General features: G+C 65.7%; 17 protein-coding genes. 8 read left to right on the forward strand and 9 right to left on the reverse strand.

Annotation, left to right across the window (positions count from 1 at the left end; all coding sequences use genetic code 11):
- Positions 1–10 precede the first annotated feature (10 nt).
- Positions 11–2302: a TonB-dependent receptor gene (locus tag ACZ1JM_RS14785; RefSeq protein WP_465133132.1), complete on the reverse strand. Its 2292-nt coding sequence runs from the start codon at positions 2300–2302 to the stop codon at positions 11–13.
- A gap of 103 nt (positions 2303–2405) precedes the next feature.
- Complete coding sequence (locus ACZ1JM_RS14790) at positions 2406–2810, reverse strand: hypothetical protein (RefSeq protein WP_465133133.1); 405 nt, start codon at positions 2808–2810, stop codon at positions 2406–2408.
- A 183-nt stretch (positions 2811–2993) separates the two neighbouring features.
- Here ACZ1JM_RS14790 and ACZ1JM_RS14795 point away from each other — a divergent pair, with 183 nt between their 5' ends.
- A complete protein-coding gene (locus ACZ1JM_RS14795) occupies positions 2994–4691 on the forward strand; it encodes a hypothetical protein (RefSeq protein ID WP_465133134.1) in 1698 nt (565 codons plus the stop codon).
- A 3-nt stretch (positions 4692–4694) separates the two neighbouring features.
- Here the strand turns inward: ACZ1JM_RS14795 and ACZ1JM_RS14800 are convergent, their stop codons facing one another.
- Positions 4695–6398, reverse strand: coding sequence for a cytochrome c biogenesis protein DipZ (locus ACZ1JM_RS14800; RefSeq protein WP_465133135.1), 1704 nt, complete (start codon positions 6396–6398; stop codon positions 4695–4697).
- 145 nt (positions 6399–6543) lie between these two features.
- On the opposite strand from ACZ1JM_RS14800, the gene ACZ1JM_RS14805 reads away from it, so the two are divergent.
- The 3 genes from ACZ1JM_RS14805 (at position 6544) to ACZ1JM_RS14815 (ending at position 8605) form a co-directional block, all read left to right on the forward strand.
- A complete protein-coding gene (locus ACZ1JM_RS14805) occupies positions 6544–7434 on the forward strand; it encodes an HpcH/HpaI aldolase/citrate lyase family protein (RefSeq protein ID WP_465133136.1) in 891 nt (296 codons plus the stop codon).
- A 117-nt stretch (positions 7435–7551) separates the two neighbouring features.
- The gene (locus ACZ1JM_RS14810; RefSeq protein WP_465133137.1) at positions 7552–7827 is read left to right on the forward strand and encodes a hypothetical protein; all 276 of its coding nucleotides are present in this window, start codon (positions 7552–7554) and stop codon (positions 7825–7827) included.
- A 55-nt stretch (positions 7828–7882) separates the two neighbouring features.
- Entirely contained in the window at positions 7883–8605 is a 723-nt protein-coding gene (locus tag ACZ1JM_RS14815; protein ID WP_465133138.1) for an SDR family NAD(P)-dependent oxidoreductase, read from the forward strand.
- Between the two features lie 4 nt (positions 8606–8609).
- On the opposite strand, the gene ACZ1JM_RS14820 is transcribed toward ACZ1JM_RS14815, so the two are convergent.
- Positions 8610–9239 carry a LysE family translocator gene (locus ACZ1JM_RS14820; RefSeq protein WP_465133139.1) on the reverse strand — a complete coding sequence of 210 codons (630 nt, stop codon included), beginning with the start codon at positions 9237–9239 and terminating at the stop codon, positions 8610–8612.
- Between the two features lie 164 nt (positions 9240–9403).
- Positions 9404–10012: a TlpA family protein disulfide reductase gene (locus tag ACZ1JM_RS14825; protein WP_465133140.1), complete on the reverse strand. Its 609-nt coding sequence runs from the start codon at positions 10010–10012 to the stop codon at positions 9404–9406.
- Between the two features lie 19 nt (positions 10013–10031).
- Here ACZ1JM_RS14825 and argH point away from each other — a divergent pair, with 19 nt between their 5' ends.
- From argH to ACZ1JM_RS14845, 4 genes are read left to right on the forward strand one after another with little or no spacing between them, the layout of a single operon-like run.
- Positions 10032–11405, forward strand: coding sequence for an argininosuccinate lyase (gene argH / locus ACZ1JM_RS14830; protein ID WP_465135089.1), 1374 nt, complete (start codon positions 10032–10034; stop codon positions 11403–11405).
- Positions 11406–11411: 6 nt separating this feature from the next.
- The gene (locus ACZ1JM_RS14835) at positions 11412–11666 is read left to right on the forward strand and encodes a hypothetical protein (RefSeq protein WP_465133141.1); all 255 of its coding nucleotides are present in this window, start codon (positions 11412–11414) and stop codon (positions 11664–11666) included.
- A gap of 17 nt (positions 11667–11683) precedes the next feature.
- Positions 11684–12943 carry a diaminopimelate decarboxylase gene (gene lysA / locus ACZ1JM_RS14840; RefSeq protein ID WP_465133142.1) on the forward strand — a complete coding sequence of 420 codons (1260 nt, stop codon included), beginning with the start codon at positions 11684–11686 and terminating at the stop codon, positions 12941–12943.
- A 13-nt stretch (positions 12944–12956) separates the two neighbouring features.
- Positions 12957–13745 (forward strand): precorrin-2 dehydrogenase/sirohydrochlorin ferrochelatase family protein, encoded by a 789-nt coding sequence (locus ACZ1JM_RS14845; RefSeq protein WP_465133143.1) that lies wholly within the window; start codon positions 12957–12959, stop codon positions 13743–13745.
- Here ACZ1JM_RS14845 and ruvX read toward each other — a convergent pair.
- The 4 genes from ruvX to lepB are packed head-to-tail and all read right to left on the reverse strand — an operon-like array spanning position 13742 to position 17407.
- Positions 13742–14236, reverse strand: a complete 495-nt coding sequence (gene ruvX / locus ACZ1JM_RS14850; RefSeq protein ID WP_465133144.1) for a Holliday junction resolvase RuvX — start codon at positions 14234–14236, stop codon at positions 13742–13744. The genes ACZ1JM_RS14845 and ruvX overlap by 4 nt on opposite strands.
- Positions 14206–15336: a DUF3089 domain-containing protein gene (locus ACZ1JM_RS14855; RefSeq protein ID WP_465133145.1), complete on the reverse strand. Its 1131-nt coding sequence runs from the start codon at positions 15334–15336 to the stop codon at positions 14206–14208. The genes ruvX and ACZ1JM_RS14855 overlap by 31 nt, the downstream gene beginning before the upstream one ends.
- 3 nt (positions 15337–15339) lie before the next feature.
- Positions 15340–16452: an AI-2E family transporter gene (locus ACZ1JM_RS14860; RefSeq protein ID WP_465133146.1), complete on the reverse strand. Its 1113-nt coding sequence runs from the start codon at positions 16450–16452 to the stop codon at positions 15340–15342.
- Positions 16442–17407 carry a signal peptidase I gene (gene lepB / locus ACZ1JM_RS14865; RefSeq protein WP_465133147.1) on the reverse strand — a complete coding sequence of 322 codons (966 nt, stop codon included), beginning with the start codon at positions 17405–17407 and terminating at the stop codon, positions 16442–16444. The genes ACZ1JM_RS14860 and lepB overlap by 11 nt, the downstream gene beginning before the upstream one ends.
- Positions 17408–17422: the final 15 nt, after the last annotated feature.

Genomic DNA, 17422 nt, shown 5'->3' on the forward strand with positions numbered 1-17422 from the left:
GTTGCCCCGCTCACAGCTTCCACCCCGCTTCCAGCAGGAAGCTGCGCTGCGGGTAGGGGTGATAGACCCAGGCGCGATCGTTGGTGATGTTGTCCACCCCGACGCTGACCCGCAACTGCGGGGTCACGTCCCAGCTCACACGGGCATCGAGCGCGAACAGTTCGGACGTGTAGCCATACGTATCCCCCCGCTGCGTGCCGAACAGGTCGGTGTTGGGGCGGCTGGCATAGCGCACCCCGATCGACACCAGCACCGGCTCCGCCACGCGATAGCGCAAGTTGCCGTTCAGCCGCCAGCGCGGGATGCGCGGGAACTGCACGCCTTCCGCAAGGGGAGCGGCATCGTTGCGCACGGTGATCGAATCGATCCACGCGGCGTTAGCGTCCAGATCGAGGCCCGGCACCAGCACGTCGCGCATTTCCGCGATGAGTTCGAGGCCGACCTGGCGCGTGACGTCGATATTCTTGAAGCTGGAGATCGATACCCCGTTCTGGTTGAAGCCATAGAACGAGAAGATCGTGTTGCGCACCCGCTGCCAGAACGCCGACCCGGTCAGCTTGAACGCACCGAAATCATGGGCGACGACTAGATTGGCGTCAGTCGAACGCTCAGGCTTCAGGTTCGGGTCGAAGCTGTCCTGGTTGAAGGTGCCATCGCCATTGAGGCTGCCCTGGAACAGCTCTCCCACGGTGGGAAAGCGTGTGGCTTTCGCCAAACTCAGCTGCACGCGTGTGTCGGGATCGAGCGCCCATTCCACCGAAGCCTTGGGCTGAAAACCGCTTGCGTGGCGGCTGGCGTAAAGCCCCGTCACCTGCTGTCCGGCGAGCGTGCCGCTGCCCAGCCGGGTCAGTCCGCCATCGAACGCGCGCCAATCCTCGTACCGAGCGCCCAGCGTGATCGTCACCGGATCCAGCGACACGCGCAGTTCAGCCCAGGCGGCAAGGTTGCGGGTCTTGCCGAAGGTGCGGGTGGAGAAGCCCTTGCCCGCGTCGCTGCGCCAGTTCGCCAGCGTGTAATTGGTCACATCGGTGCGATAGAGGTTGGCGCTGCCGCCTGCGGAAAGCTGCGCCTCGCCAAGCTGGGCCGTCAGCGAGAGATCGCCGGTCCACCACCCGGTCGGCCCCTGCCGCGCCAGCCGCCCGGCGCCATCGGTTGCGCCGGCATTGTAACCGCTGGACGTGAACCCGTCCGACCGCAGGATCTGATAGGTCGATACTTGCGCCTGCGCGGTCAGCGTGTCGGACAAGGGCGACGATACCTTCAGGCCCGCCAGCAACTCATCGCGCACGGTGCGGGACCAGTTGGCCCCGCTGGCGGTGTATTTCTGCCCGCCGATCGAAACGAGCCCGTCGCACACCGTGCCCCCCGCAGCGTTGCGCAGATAGCAGTCGGGCGCGGTCTGGCTGTCCAGATTGTGCCAATAGGCTACCAGCAGTTCGCCGCTGGTGCCCGACGCGCCATCATAGCCGATGCGCAGCTTGGCCTGATCCTGGGTGATGCGCGCCGGGCTTTGCGCGGCGAAGATCGGGCTGTCCGCCGTCCCAGGCGAGTTGGGTATGGCCTGCTGCGGATCGACCACCGCGCCTGTCACCGGGGTCGCGGCGCCGGGGCTGGTGGATTTGACGAGGCCGAAGAACATCTGGGGATGGCCGGTATTGCGAAAGTGGCGGCCAGAGATGCGCAGCGACCATGGTCCGTCCTTCTGTCGAAAACCGAACCCTGCCTCGCCGGAATAGCCCCGGTAGGTATTGTGGGTGGCGTACTGATCGTAAGGCTGGCCCATCGCCTGCACCGTGGCGAACGCTTCGGTCCGCTCGGGCGAGCGCGTGGTGATGTTGACCACGCCGCCCATGGAATTGCCCGCATAGCGCGCCGAATAGGGGCCATAGACGACGTCGAACTGCGCCACTTCGCCCGGGCCAACTACGCCCCACTTGGGCGCGAAGGCGAACGAGTTGCCGAGGAAGTTGGAGACGGTGAACCCGTCCACCATCACCAGCGCCCGCGCGCTTTGCGTGGAATGCGTGCCACGAAAGCCGGGGACTCCGTTCGAATCGCCCGCAAAGCGCGTGCGCACGAAAAAGTCCGGCGCGTATTTCATGAGGTCCTCGACGTTACGGGCGTTCACCCCGGCGAACTGTTCGTCCCCAAGACTGACGGCAAGGCCGCGCGCGTCGAGGCTGATGTCGCGGTCACGCTGGCCGACGACGAGGATGGGATCGGCCGGTGCCTCTTCGGCGGAGGCGAGGAAAGGACACAGGGCAAGCGGGGCCGCCCCGAGCGAGAGCAGAGTACGAAGCATGGAATACGTCACCTGAACCACCCGATCGGCGCGGCAAGGGCGCCCGATCAGGTATCAATCCGATCCGCCGGGACGCAGGTGCGCGGGCGGGATGGCAGAGGGGTCAGGCGGGAAGGGGCGGCGCGTGGCTGGGCGGGCGGATCCGTTCGGCGAGCGCGCGCAAGGTCAGTGGGCGACGGACGATGGCAGCAACGAAGACGAATGCCAGCGCCGCCAGCACCATGGGCACCAGATCGCCGCCGGTCATGGCCGCGCACAGCGGCGCGAAGGCGCAAGGATGATCCGCCATACTGGCCGAATGATCCTGATGCGTGCCCTTCCTGGGGATCGTGATCGTCACGGTGCTGCCAGCCGGAGCCGTACCCGAACACAGGGCGACGACGATCCCGTTATCGGCAGCGGTGGGCATGTACCCGGTGGGCACCAGCGCTTTCAGACACAGGGCGGCGGCCAGCAGCATTGCCGCCAGTGCCGGTCTATCCCGGAAAAAATGCCTGATTGTGCCCACGGCCGCGGGCTGTAGCGCGCAATGCCGCGCCTGTCATCAGCGAAGAGGGGGGACCGTGAGCCGGGCCGTGCGTTATGGTGATATACCCGCCCCGCCCGTTTCGTCCGAGAACTGCTGCTTGCCTGCCATCTCCGCCGCCCTCTCTGACTGTCGCGCCTTTGCGGTGACGCGGGTGTGTGCGCCATGAAGGCGGTCCTCGGCTGGCTGATGCGGCGTGGAGTCTTGTATCTGGCGCTGGTGCTGGCGATCGGGGTGGGGCCGATCATCCTGGCGCATCTACGCGAGTCAGCGCAGGAACGCTGGGATCAGGCCCAGCGCGACGAGGCGGACTATCGCGGCTATGACGCCGCTCTGGGCGAACTGAAAGCCGAGCCCGCCCGCCTGCAGCGCGCGTTCGAAGAGGAACGGCGCTCGCTTTCGGGCAAAAGCGTCGCCGAGCTGGACCGCCTCATCCTGGAGGCCCGACGCGATCGGGACGCCTTGGACCACGAACTGGGCCGTCAGGGCGCGGTTGGCCTCACGGCTTTGGTGCGGCGCGATCCGGGCCTGATCGTGGCGCGCAAACGCGATGAGATGCAGCTCCTGCTGCTGGACCAGCGCGTGTCGTTGCTGCGAAGCGTCAGGACCCTGGCGGATGCGCGCTCGCTGGAGGGGGCCGCATCCGCTGCGCAGGCACGACTGCCGCAGGCGCAAGCGGCCTGCCGGGCGGCGGGCACGCGATTGAAAGCGCTTGAAACCCGCTGGAGCTATCGCCTGCGCAGCTGGCTGGAAAGCACCGAGCATCGCCAGCTGCAGGCAAACCGCAAGGTCACCTGCGAGGAAGCCGTCCGCCTTGGCCAGGAAGCGGCACGGCTGCGGGAAGCGCAGGCCGGGGTCGCCACGGCGGAGGGTGCGCTTGGGCAGGTCGGCGATGATCTGGGCCGCCAGCTGGATGCCACGCTCTCCGATTTGTCGAGCGAGCGAAACCGCGCCTGGCGCGCACTCGACCGCTCGCTGCTGCAGAAATTCCGCCATGGCGCATTGGCGGCCACGCTGTGGAAGGCATTGGCGGCGCTGCTGCTGATCGTGGCCATGCCCTACCTGATCCGGCTGCTGTTCTGGTTCGTGCTGGCCCCGATTGCCGAGCGGCGGCCGTCGATCCGGCTGGCGGTACCGGGCGGCGCGGGTCAGGCGATCCCACCGGTCCCGCGCAGCACCACTTCGGTCGCGATCCGCCTCGACGCGCGCGAGGAGTTGCTCGTACGGCAGGACTATCTGCAGACGACATCGCACACCGGGGCCAAGGGCACGCGCTGGCTGCTCGACTGGAGCCATCCGATCGCCAGTATCGTAACCGGGATGACGTTCCTGACCGGAATTCGCGGCGAGGGGGAAGTGACCACCGTCTCGGCGGTGCGCGATCCGTTCGCGGAAGTGGCGGTGCTGGCCCTGCCGGACGGGGCTTCGTGCGTGCTGCAGCCGCGTGCGCTGGCGGCGGTCGCACAGCCACTGGCGCAGCCGCTGCGCATTACCTCGCACTGGCGGCTGTTCTCGCTCAACGCCTGGCTGACGATGCAGCTGCGCTACATGGTGTTCCACGGCCCCTGCCGCCTCGTCATCAAGGGCGGGCGCGGGGTGCGGGTCGAAAGGGCGGAGCGCGGCCGCGTGTTCGGGCAGGCGCAGTTGGTGGGCTTTTCCGCCGACCTTGCCTATTCGGTCACCCGCACCGAAACCTTCTGGCCCTATTTCCTGGGGCGCGAACAGTTGTTCAAGGACAAGGTGCAGGCCGGCGACGGCGTTTTGGTGATCGAGGAAGCGCCGATGGCCGGGCGGGGACGAGGGGAAGTCCGCCACGGACTGGAAGGCGTTTTCGATGTGATGACCAAAGCGCTGGGCATCTGATCCTCAGCCAAAGGTGAAGGCATAGGCCTGCGCGCCGGGATCGAGGAACTCGATCACGAAATCACGCTCCCTGACGGTTTTCTGGCGGACCAGCTGGTACATCCGGTTGTCACGCACCACGCCCTCGCCCCGGGCGTTGACGTCTACCCCATGGGCATCCCCGGGCGGTGCACCATCCAGCGTGACGCGGAACCGTACCGGCTTGTCGGCCGCGCCCAGCACCAGGTTCACGTCGCGGGCGCGGAAGCGATAGGTGATCCGGCTGCCGACTTTGCCGCCCACTGCCTGCTTTGGCTGCACCGTCCACTCACCACCCAGGCTCCATGCGTTGAGGGCCGAGGGGCCGGGCGCGTAGTCATGCGCCGTGTCGCGAACGAAACCGCCGGGGGAGGCAAAACCTTTCGCCTTGGTGTAGCCGACATAGGTCTCGCGCGAGGCGACGCCCTTGACCCCCGCCACTTGCGCACCGTCTGGCGTGATGGAGACGACGCCTTCGACCACCGTCTTGCCATGCGCTTCGGCCAGCAGGCGCTGGATGATACGCTCGGATTCGGCATAGTCGCCTTCCCCGAAATGGTGAGCGCGGATGCGGCCCTGCGCATCAATGAAGTAGTGCGCGGGCCAGTAGTTGTTCTTCAGCGCCCGCCAGATCGCGAAGTTGTTGTCCATGGCGACGGGATACGTGATGCCAAGGTCCTTCACCGCCTTGCGCACGTTCGCCGGGTCTTTCTCGAACGCGAATTCCGGCGAATGGACGCCGATCACCACCAGCCCCTGATCGCGGTATTTCTCCGCCCAGGCGCGCACGTAGGGCAGGGTGCGCAGGCAGTTGACGCAGCTGTACGTCCAGATGTCGATCAGGACGACTTTGCCTTTCAAGCCTTCACGCGTGAGCGGCGGGGAGTTGATCCATTGCGTCGCGCCGTCCAGCGGCGGCATGGTTCCTTCGACCGCCAGCGTTGCCGGGCCCTGCGCCTTTTCCGGCTGGCCCAGGCCGACGATCGAAAGCAGCCGCTGTTCGACGCGATTGGTGCTCGATTGCGAGAGGCGGCTGAGGAAGCCGGTGTCAGCGCCCAGTGCGATCGCGGCCACCGCGATCAGCACGAGAGCGCCCAGCGCCTGCCGGATGCGCTGCCCGACGCCGAGCGATCGCTTCATCGCCGCGAACACGCGCCCGCCAGCCAGCAGCGCCAGCGCCAGCGATGTCGCCGCGCCTGCCGCATAGGCAAGCAGCAGCAGGCTGGTCTGCAGGCTGGCGCCCTGCAACGCCGCGCCGGTCAGCACCAGGCCCAGGATAGGCCCGGCGCACGGAGCCCACAGCAGGCCGGTGGCGACACCGACCAGCAGCGAGGAGCCGACTTCGGAACTAACCGCCCCCGAACGTTGCGAAAGCCGCGCTCCCCAGTCCACCAGCGGACGGGTCAGCCGGTCCGATAGCGAGGGCAACAGCAGCGTCAGCCCGAACAGCGCCAGCAAGGCCAGCGCCAGCGCGCGGCCCACCTGGTTCGCCTGCACGGCCCAGCCGCCACCAACGGCGGCGAGCGTTGCCACCGCCATGAACATCGCCGCCATCCCGATCAGCAGCGGCAGGCCGTTGGTCAGGAAACGCCCTCCCGCCCGCGCGAAGACGAACGGCAGGACCGGCAGGATGCACGGGCTGATGATGGTCAGCGCGCCGCCGAGATAGCTGAGGAAATAGAGGAGCATGACCCGCTATAGTCCTTCCTGCTCGATGAGTCTGGAATGAATATCTCGCGATTTATTGCCATGACGGCCATTGCGCGGCAAACCGGCCGGCGCTCGCTCGGTTGCGGCGAGCGCATACGATGTAACGTTGAGGATGCCGCCGCCGATGCCGTTCGATCACCAGCCCATCGCCGCCCGATCCTGGCTGTTCGCGCCCGGTGACAGCGAGAAGAAGATGGCCAAGGCGATGGACGGCGATGCCGACATCGTGCTGATTGATCTGGAAGACGCCGTCGCCCCCGATGCCAAGGCCGCCGCGCGCCCGCTGGTGCATGATTTCATCAAGGCCAACCCGCAGCAACAACCGCGCCTGTGGGTTCGCATCAATCCGTTCGATGGGCCGCACACCCTTCTGGATCTGGCCGCCGTGATGCCCGCCCGGCCCGGCGGGATCATGCTGCCCAAGGTCTATGGCCGCGCCGATGTGGACAAGCTGGATCATTGCCTGTCCGCGCTGGAAGTGGCGAACGGGATCGAGGAAGGGTCCACCCCCGTCATCGTCCTGATCACCGAAACGGCGGAGGCGATGTTCCACACCGGCAGCTACAAGGGCGCGCCGCGCGTCGTCGCGCTGACCTGGGGCGCGGAGGATCTGGCCGATTCGATCGGTGCGTCGTCCAATCGGAATGAGGATGGATCGTACTCGTTCACGTACGAACTGGCGCGCAGCCTGACCGTGATCGGTGCGGCGACGGCTGGCGTCACCGCGATCGAGACGATCAGTGCCGACTACAAGGATCTCGATGCCCTGCGGGAACGCGCGGAGAAAGTTCGCCGTGACGGGTTTCGCGGGATGATGGCGATCCACCCTGCCCAAGTCCCGGTCATCAACGCGGCCTTCACGCCGACGGAGGCGGAAATCGCCGAAGCGCGCGAAATCGTGGAGGTGTTCGCCGCCAATCCCGGCGTCGGCGCGATCGGCTGGAAGGGCGGGATGCTGGACCGGCCATATCTCGCCCGCGCCGAGCGCCTGCTGCGTCAGGCCGGGGGGCTTTGAAACGGGGGTTTGCTTCGTCACGCTGAACGTGTTCCAGCATCCCTCGGGCTGTCTTGCCTGATACCCGCGTGAGGGTCCCTGATGGACGGGGCATCTCCTACCGAAAGCCACCGCCTGATGCCGCAAGATTCGATGGTCCAGCTTGCCCTGTTCACGCAGGCTGTCGAGGCGTTAGGCGGCCAGCGCGTCACGGCGCGGGTTCTGGGGTTGGAGGAGCGCGACTTGCGCAGTCGCCTGTCAGGGGAGGCAGCGCTGGACCCGGCGATGCTGCGCGATATTTCCCGCGCGCTGATCGAGCATGCGGACCGCTGCCGCAAGTTGGAGCGCAAGCTGTCCCCCGCGTTCTCGGAAAACCTTACCGAACATCAGGCCGAGCAATTCGGCGGTTCATGATGGCGGCGAACCAGCGCCGATCCCTGGCGTTCATCTTCATCAAGGAGCATGGACGATGGACGCAAGGCGAGCGGTGATCTGGGGGGCGTCCGGCGGGATCGGCGGCGCTCTGGTCGACGGGCTGAAAGCGCAGGGCTGGAGCCATATCCATGCCGGATCGCGGCGGGAGACAGCGCGCGCGGGCGATAGCGTGGTGCCCTTTCGCTTCGATCTGGAGGACGAGGATTCGATCGCCCGCGCCGCGCAGGACATCGCGGCAGAGGGGCCGGTCGACCTGGTGATCGTCGCCACCGGCACCCTGCACCATGAAAGCGCTTACCAGCCGGAAAAGAGCTTCGCCGCTGTTTCCGCCGATGCCATGGCGGCGCTTTATCGGCTCAATACCATCGGGCCGACGCTGATCGCCAAACACTCGATCGCGTTGCTGCCGCGCGATCGGCGCAGCGTGTTCGCGGCGCTGTCGGCACGGGTGGGGTCGATCGGGGACAACCGGCTTGGCGGGTGGCACAGCTATCGCGCATCCAAGGCGGCGCTGAACATGATCATCGCCAATCTCGCGATCGAGCTTAACCGCACGCGCCCTTCCGCGATCGCCGTGGGGCTGCATCCCGGCACCGTGGATACCGGGCTTTCGGCGCCGTTCCAGAAAGGCGTCCCCCCAGACAAGCTGTTCGCGCCCGCCGTCAGCGCCGATCACCTGCTGGGGGTGATCGCCGGACTGGAGCAGGGAGATTCGGGCAAAGTGCTGGCGTGGGACGGCCAGCGCATCGCGCCCTGACCGGTCAGGACTGCTTGATCTTCAGCAGCGCCAGCCCGAACCCGACGAAGACCACGCCGGTCATCCGGTTGAACGCCTGCTTGATCGTCGGGCGCGCCAGATAGCGCGAGAGCGAGCGCCCACCGGCGGCGTACACGCCGTACCAGAACGTCTCGATCACCGCGAACGTCGCCACCAGCGTGGCGAACTGCGGAGCCTGCGGCTGCGCGGGATTGACGAACTGCGGGAAGAAGGCGGCAGCGAACAGGATCAGCTTGGGATTGCTGATGCCGATGGCGAAACCGCCGCGAAACAGGGCCCTGGCGGAAACGGTGCGCGGCAGTGGTGCGTCGCCTACGTCGAGCGGTGACGCCTTGGTGCGCCATGCCTTGACGCCGAGGAACAGCAAGTACGCGACACCGGCGTAGCGCAGCACTTCGAACGCGCCGGGCAGGGCGAGCAGCAGCGTGGTCAGCCCCGCCGCCGATGCCGCCAGCACCAGCAGGATCGCGGCCAGGCAGCCCGCCATGGCGATGACGGTGCGGCGCATCCCCATCTCGACACTGCGCGACAGGATGTGGAGCATGTTCGGCCCCGGCGTTCCCGATAGCAGGAACACCGCGATCACGAACAGCCACCAGCTATGCAATGTCATGCGCGGGCCTCCTTTTTCAGGCGCGGCGATTTTCCTACAGCGGCGCGGGCTGCTATCATGCGGACGGCTCTTTCCATCGTCGATCCACCCTGGCCCCGCCCGTCCTTGCAAGGACGGCCACGCACATGTGTTTCATCAACTAAACCTGGTTCAAGTCCGGGTTCTCAGCTGGCCTTGCCCTCGGCGATCAGTTTCAGCGCTTCCGGGCTGGTCCAGTCGTTGCCGCCGGTATAGCGCCACACTTCCTTGCCCTTGGCGTCGAACAGCACCGTCACCGGCAGGTTGCCGCCATACTGGAAGCCAAGGTCGCCCTGTTCGTCCACCCACGGCTGGATCTGCTCCAGTTCGCGGCGGCGCAGGATTTCGACCACTTTGTCGGTCTGGCCCATGTCCTGCGAAATCGGCAGGACCGTAACGCCCAGTTCCGGCTCCCGCGCGATCAGCTTGGCCAGTGTCGGCATTTCCGCGATGCACGGTGCACACCAGGTGGCCCACAGATTGATTAGCAGCGGCTTGCCCTTGAACGACGACAGGTCAAGGCTTTCGCCGGTATTGTCGACCAGGCTGACGGTCGGCATCGGCTCGCCCTTGTGTGATCGGTCAAGCTTGGCGGACTTGTCGGCAGGCGGAGCACCGGCGGTCTGTTTGCCGGCCTGGGAAGCCTGCGGTTGCGCGTCCTTCCCACCTTTACTATCGCAGCCGGCAATCATCAGGGCACAGGCCCCGGCCAGCGAATACAGGACAATCGACTTGAGCGAACGGGAAGACAGCAAGGGGGCAGGCTCCAACCAGATGTGGGGCGGACGGTTCGCGCAGGGACCATCGGCAATCATGCGCGAGATAAACGCCTCGATTCCCTTCGACAAGGCATTGTGGCGCCAGGACATCGCCGCAAGCAAGGCGCACGTCGCGATGCTGGGCACCTGCGGCATCGTTTCGGGGGAGGACGCCGTGACCATCCGCAACGGTCTGGATGCCGTCGCCGCCGAGTACGAAGCCAGCGGAGTCCCCGAAGACTGGGACCTTGAAGACATTCACATGACCACCGAATCGCGGCTGGCACAGCTGATCGGGCCAGTGGCGGGGCGCCTGCACACCGCCCGTTCGCGCAACGATCAGGTGGCGACCGATTTCCGCCTCTGGGTGCGCGATGCGATGGATCAGGCCGATGCCGGCCTGGAAGCGCTGCAGGTGGCGCTGGTTACCCGCGCCGGGGAGCATTCCGGCTCGATCATGCCGGGGTTCACGCACCTTCAGACCGCGCAGCCGGTGACGTTGGGCCACCACCTGATGGCCTATTACGAGATGATCGGGCGTGACCGTTCCCGCTTCGCCGATGCACGGGTGCGCATGAACCGCAGCCCCCTTGGCGCCGCCGCGCTGGCCGGAACCGGGTTCCCGATCGACCGGGAAATGACCGCGCAGGCGCTTAGCTTCGATGCGCCGACGGCCAACAGCCTCGATTCGGTGTCCGACCGCGATTTCGCGCTGGATTATTTGATGGCCGCCAGTCAGTGCGCGCTGCATCTGTCGCGGCTGGCGGAAGAGTTCATCATCTGGGCCAGCCAGCCATTCGGGTTTGTCACCCTGCCCGATGCGCTGTCCACCGGCAGCTCGATCATGCCGCAGAAGAAGAACCCGGACGCGGCGGAACTGGTGCGTGGCCATGCCGGGCGCATCTCCGGCTGCCTGATGGCGCTGATGATGACGATGAAGGGCTTGCCGCTCGCCTATTCGAAGGACATGCAGGACGATAAGCCGCCGGTTTTCGAAGCCGCCAGCCTGCTCGCCCTTTCCATCGCGGCGATGACCGGCATGGTCGCGGAAACGAAATTCCGCACCGATCGCATGCGCGCCGCCGCCGAACTGGGCTTTGCCACCGCCACCGATCTGGCCGACTGGCTGGTGCGCGAAGGCGATATTCCGTTTCGCGAGGCGCACCATATCACCGGCGCTGCGGTCAAGTTGGCGGAAGGGCGCGGTGTCGCTCTTGATCAATTGCCGCTCGATGACCTGAAAGCCATCGACAGCCGCATCGACGAGCGCGTATTCAAGGCGCTCTCGGTCGAGGCTTCGGTCGCCGCGCGCAAGTCGCACGGCGGCACCGCGCCCGAACAGGTGCGCCTGCGCGTGGCGGAAGCCCGCTCTGCGCTGGGTCTGGAGTAAGTGTCGATGCGCCCACGATTGAAACACGGCGTTGCTGCCCTGGCCTTGATGGCGGTGCTTTCCGGCTGCGGTCAGCGCTCGGCATTGGCGCTAAAACCGGGTCAGCAGCTGCCGCCTGCGCCGTATGGCAGGGCCGACAAACCGGCAGCGCCCGAACTGCTTCAGACGCCGACCCAGGCCATTCCCGAGCGCAGTGTCGAACTGCGCACCCGATCCGAACAGCGGGACGACGATCCTTTCGATCTTCCCCCGCCGGAATAAGACGTAAACAGGACCCCATGGATCACTTCGCACATATCGACGGCGCGCTGCACGCCGAACAAGTGCCGCTGCGCGCGATCGCAGCGGAAGTCGGCACGCCGGTCTACGTCTATTCCCGCGCCACGCTGTCGCGCCATGCCCGCGTCTTCCGTGAAGCACTGTCGGCGCTGCCCAGAGTGCACATCGCGTTCGCGGTAAAATCCAACCCCAACCTTGCCGTCCTGCGTTTGCTGGCGCGGGAGGGGTATGGAGCAGACGTCGTCTCGGAAGGCGAGATGAACCGTGCGCTGGCCGCCGGAATGAAGCCAGAGGACGTGGTATTCTCGGGCGTGGGCAAGACGCGCGCCGAATTGACCGCTGCCGTGCGGGCAGGGATCGGCCAGTTCAATCTGGAGAGCGAGGAAGAGGGCATCGAACTGTCCGCCATCGCGGCGGAGCTCGGCACCACGGCCACCTGCACTCTGCGCGTCAACCCCGATGTCGACGCGCGAACCCATGCCAAGATTTCCACGGGCAAGGCAGAGAACAAGTTCGGCGTCGCTTACGATCGCGCTGCCGACATCTATCGCCGCCTTGCCGCGCTCCCGGGCCTGACCATGCGTGGGCTGGCGGTGCATATCGGCAGCCAGATCAGCGATCTTGAGCCATCGCGTCAGGCGTTCGTGAAGATGGGCGCGCTGATGCAGGTGCTGCGTGAAAGCGGCGAAACAGTCACGCACATGGATCTCGGCGGAGGCCTTGGCGTGCCGTACAAGGCGGGCGACGCACTGCCCACGCCAGACGACTATGGCCGCATGATCGCCGATGTGGCGAAGGACTGGGATGTTACGCTCATGTTCGAGCCGGGCCGCGTCATCACCGGAAACTCCGGCGTCCTCGTCACCGAAGTGGTGCGGGTGAAGCAGGGCACCACCAACCCATGGATCGTTGTCGACGCCGCAATGAACGATCTGGCGCGCCCGGCGATGTACGACGCGTGGCATGATTTCGCCGCCGTGGAGCCTTCGGGACAGACCATCGTCGCCAACATCGTTGGCCCGATCTGCGAAAGCTCGGACACGTTTGCCATGGCGCGCACGATCGACGCGGTGGAGGCAGGCGACCTTGCCATCTTCCGCACCGCCGGAGCTTATGGCGCGACAATGGCCAACACCTACAACAGCCGTCCGCTGGTGCCCGAAGTCATGGTCGATGGCGACAAGTGGGCGATCGTCGCCAACCGCATAGAGCCTGCCGCCATTCTTGCCGCCGAGCAGGTGCCGGCATGGCTGGATTGAAGGCGCGGCGCCGGTGATCGATGTGCTGCCTCTGTTTCACCGGGTGGACGGTCGTGCGATCGTCGTGCTGGGTGAAGGAGAGGCGGCGGAGGCCAAGCGGCGACTGGTGGAACGTGCCGGTGGACGAGTAGTAGCCGACCTCGACACAGGGGTAGCTCAAGGCGCACGCTTTGCCTTTATCGCTCATGAGGATGAGGCAGACGCCCAGGCCGACACAGCTCGGGCCAGGGCGGCCGGGCTGTTGGTGAACGCGGCAGATCGGCCTGCCTTGTGCGATTTCACGGTACCGTCGATCCTCGACCGGTCGCCGGTACTGGTCGCGATCGGAACGGGAGGAGCATCGGCGGGGCTTGCCAAGCAATTGCGGCTTCGCTTGGAAGCTTTGCTACCGCAATCGCTGGGCGCGCTTGCCTCGGCGCTCTTTGACGCCCGCGCCGCGTTGCGAAGCCGGTTTCCGAACGCCGGGGAACGCCGCCGCGCGCTCGATGCCGCGCTTGGCGCTGGCGGGCCGCTCGACCCTTTCGTCGAAGGAGGCGCAACGCACGTCGCCCCGTGGCTTGCCGGTGACATCAAGAGGGTAGGCGGGACAGTGGAAATCACGCTGCGAAGCGACGATCCCGAAGACCTCACTCTGCGCGAGGCGCGCCTGCTGGGCACCGCCGATCTGATCCTGCACGATGCGCATGTGCCCGGAGCGATACTTGACCGCGCGAGGGCGGATGCGGTGCGCCGGGTGATGGACGGTGCGGGCGGGAATGGTGCGGATGACGGGCTGACTGTTGTCCTGAGAATACTAGCCTAGAACACGCTTCCGGCCAGGGCATCCATCGCGCCCTGAAGGATCACGGCGGCCGCCGCCGAATCAATCCGCTCGGCGCGCTTGGCCCGGCTCATGTCCTGATCGATCAACCCGCGCTCCGCCCCGGTGGTGGACCATCGCTCGTCCCACAGCAGGATCGGGAGGCCGATTATTGACAGGTTGCGGGCATAGGCACGGCTGGATTGAGCGCGGGGGCCTTCCGATCCGTCCATGTTGAGGGGGAGGCCGATGACGATTCCCTTGATCGCCCGTTCGCGAATCAGCTCTTCCATCACGGCTTTGTCGAGGCCGAACTTTCCGCGTCGAATCGTTTTTCCCGGCGACGCGATGCGCCAGCCCGGATCGCCGAATGCCGTGCCGATGGTCTGCGTTCCGAGATCAAGCCCGAGCAATCCGCCGCGAACGGGCAGGGCATCACGGAATGAAAGCGCACTGGTGGTAATCAGCGCGCCGTCTGCTGTCTTGCCTGCCACGCCGCGGCCCGCCTTTCGAAATCTGCCCGGAGGTTGGCCCAGAACAGCGTCATGTCATAGAGGTGGTAGTTGTTTCCGGGAAGCACGTACGGTCCCAGATCCAGGCTTGGGGGCGGGCCGATGTGCAGGAAGTGGTCGGCGTCGCACGTAGCGGGAACCGCCTTCGCCACCAGCGTACCGCTGTTTGCGGCAAGGTCCGGCACCAGCGTTCCCAAATTGGCCTCCGCCTCGGCGCTGGCATTTTGCGTGCCGGTCAGCGGGTTGGTGCAAAGGAACGGGCTGCCCGCCACGGACGCGCCGTCCAGACCGGTGCGACGGCCATAAGCCTCGACCAGCATTTTCGTGTCGGCAGGATCGGCGACCGAAAGCCAGCTGACCACGCAGCCCGCCTGATCAGTTCGATCGCAGGCGGGCACGCCCATTCGCGGCAGATCATGTTGCAGCGATACTGGCCAACCGATGATCCACGCCCCGACAAGCCGTGAAACTAGATCGGTCCCCGCGATACGATCGCGCATCAGACGCCGAAGCAGGAAAGCGCCCTGGCTGTGCCCGGCAAGGGCGATCGGCTGTCCGGGTTTTAGGTTCTTCTCGAATACCTCGAACGCCGCCAGCACGTCCGCATAAGCCGCATCAATCGCCCGCGCCGCTTCCGGTTTCGACGTCAGGAAAGACCCGACTGCTGCCTGTCGGTAACGCGGCGCCCAGATCGCCTCGGCGGCGTTGAAGGGACTGGCCATGCCTTGCACGAAAAGGGCGGCGCGGCTGCGGCTAGTGGGATCCTCGATCGACCCGTTCCATGCATCGCGCGCGATGTAGCTGGTCGGGTGGAGGAAGAAGACGGCGACTGGCAGCTTGTTCGCAGGCTTCGCCACGCCCGGCGGCAACCACTGGGCGGGGTCATTTTCCAGCCGAGGATGGGCGATCCACATCGCCGGGTTATCCCATGCGTTGGATGGTAGCGGCTGCTGGGATGCAAACGACACGGTCGGGACGAACGCCAGTTCGGTCAGGTCCTCGAACCATACCCGAAGCGCCAGAAGACCAAGCAATAGCAGAACGATGACCGCAGCGATCAGATACAGGAACTTGCGCACCATGCGTCAGGCGCTCTCTAGCCGCTCGACATCGGAAGCCGTATCGCCACCGTTACGCGCGGCTTCCCGTTCAAGCCAGATCTTGATCATGGCGACCAAAGGATCGGCAAGCGCGAGACCAAGCAGCCCGAATAGGACGCCCATGATCAACTGTGCTGCCAGAACCAGCGCCGGGGGCAGATCAACCGTCTTGCGGGCGATGTAGGGGACGATCAGGTATCCGTCGATCAAGTGGATCAGGACGTAGACGAAGATCGTGTACAGCCCCATCTGACCGCTGACGGAAAAGCCGACCATGACCATGATCGCGCCGGAAATCGGCGCACCGATGTTCGGCAGGAAAGCCAGGATGCCAGTGATCAGACCGAGCAGTACGGCCATGGGGACCCCGTAGAACTGCAGCATGAACCAGGTAAACAGCCCTTCGACCGTCATGCCGATGACCCGTCCGAACAATAGGCGGCGCAGCGCGCGGCCCATTACTTCGGCGGTCGTCTCGAAATGGTCGCGCCGTTCCAGCGGCAGCATCCAGCCCACGCCGCGCCGGTAGAGGCGGGGTTCGAGCGCCATGTAGATGCCCAGCACCAGGATCAGGAACAGCGTGGTCAACGCGCCAAACAGCCCGCCGAGCGCTGCCGTTACCTGGCCGATCCCGCCCATTGCTTCCTGCGCGATCGACTTCACGTCGCCTACGCGGATGTCCATGCCGTGACGTTGCAGCCAGGCCATCGCCCGGTGGAACTGGCTTTCGATCGTCGTGGGCAGCTCAGCGGCCTGTTGGGTGATCTGGCTGCCGGCGAATTTCCCCAGCCAGAGCACGAACGCGATCGCCGCAAACAGGACGAGGGCGACCCGCCAACTGCGACCGATCGGCAGAACGCGACCGATCATGCGGGCACCACCGTCGATCAGCGCCGCGAACACGACCCCGCCGAAGATGACGAGCAGAGATTGCGACAGGAACACACCCAGCGCGAACAGTGCGGCCATCCCGATCCAGACGAAGGCCTTGCGGGCCTCATGCCGCACGAGAGGATCGGAGATATCGGTCGGCCCGGCACGACGCGTCAGGGCGGATTCTTCGGGTTCTTCGCCTTCGCTTCCGGCGTCACTGGCCATTGGGGGTGCTCCCCGTCGCTGCGAGCTGGGTGACGATTGGCGGGCGCAGGCTGGTAAAGGCCCGGCCTTTTCGCATCGATGTCCACCACGTCAGGGGATTCCAGCTTTGCGTCCCGTCGAGAGAAAACGTAATGAATTCTGCGCGTCCGCCAATGTCGGAAAGCGGAACGGGGCCACCAAGTCCCCCGTCGGGTTCGCCTCGGCTATTGGTATAGAAGGGGGCGCGACTGTCGGCCGATCGATCGCGATCGTCACCCATCAGGAAGACATGGCCTTCAGGCACGGTAATCTCCCCGTAGTTGTCGAGATCCTGATCGACGTAGTCGATGATCTGATAACTCGCGCCGTTGGGCAGGGTTTCACGGTAGGTCGGCAGCTCGTAAACTTCCTTTCCGCTCGGCAGGCGCACCCTGTACTGGCCGAAGCCGTCGTAACAATGGCCTGGCTCCTGCCCTTCACACGTCAGCGAATCGTCGGCGGCAATCTGCACCGGCGGTTCGATTTCGCGGGGGATGAACTTGCCGTTCAAACGGATTCGCCCATCGATAACCGCGATCCGGTCCCCCGGGCGGGCGACAACGCGCTTGATGAGATCGGCTTTGCGATTTCCGGGGACGACGATGACGATATCGCCGTATTCAGGCACCCCGCCCAATACCCGATGCGTCGACCGAGGCAGGACATGGAAACTGAGCGACGACCAGTTCCAGCCATACGGGTATTTGGACACGACCAGCCTGTCGCCCACCAGCAGCCCCGGCATCATCGAGATCGAAGGTATGTAGAACGGCTTGGCCACAAAGGAATGGAACGCCAGTACGCCCAAAAGCATGACCGCCAGCCCCCGCAGTTCATGCGCCCAGTTGGTCGTCCGCCGCCGGGTGCCCTCGGCCTCCGACGGAGAGACTGGGTCGTTGCCACCGGTAAGGGCGGACGGAGCCGGGCGTTCGATCATGATGGGAAATGATAC

It is taken from the genome of Novosphingobium sp. BL-S-24, assembly GCF_055521575.1.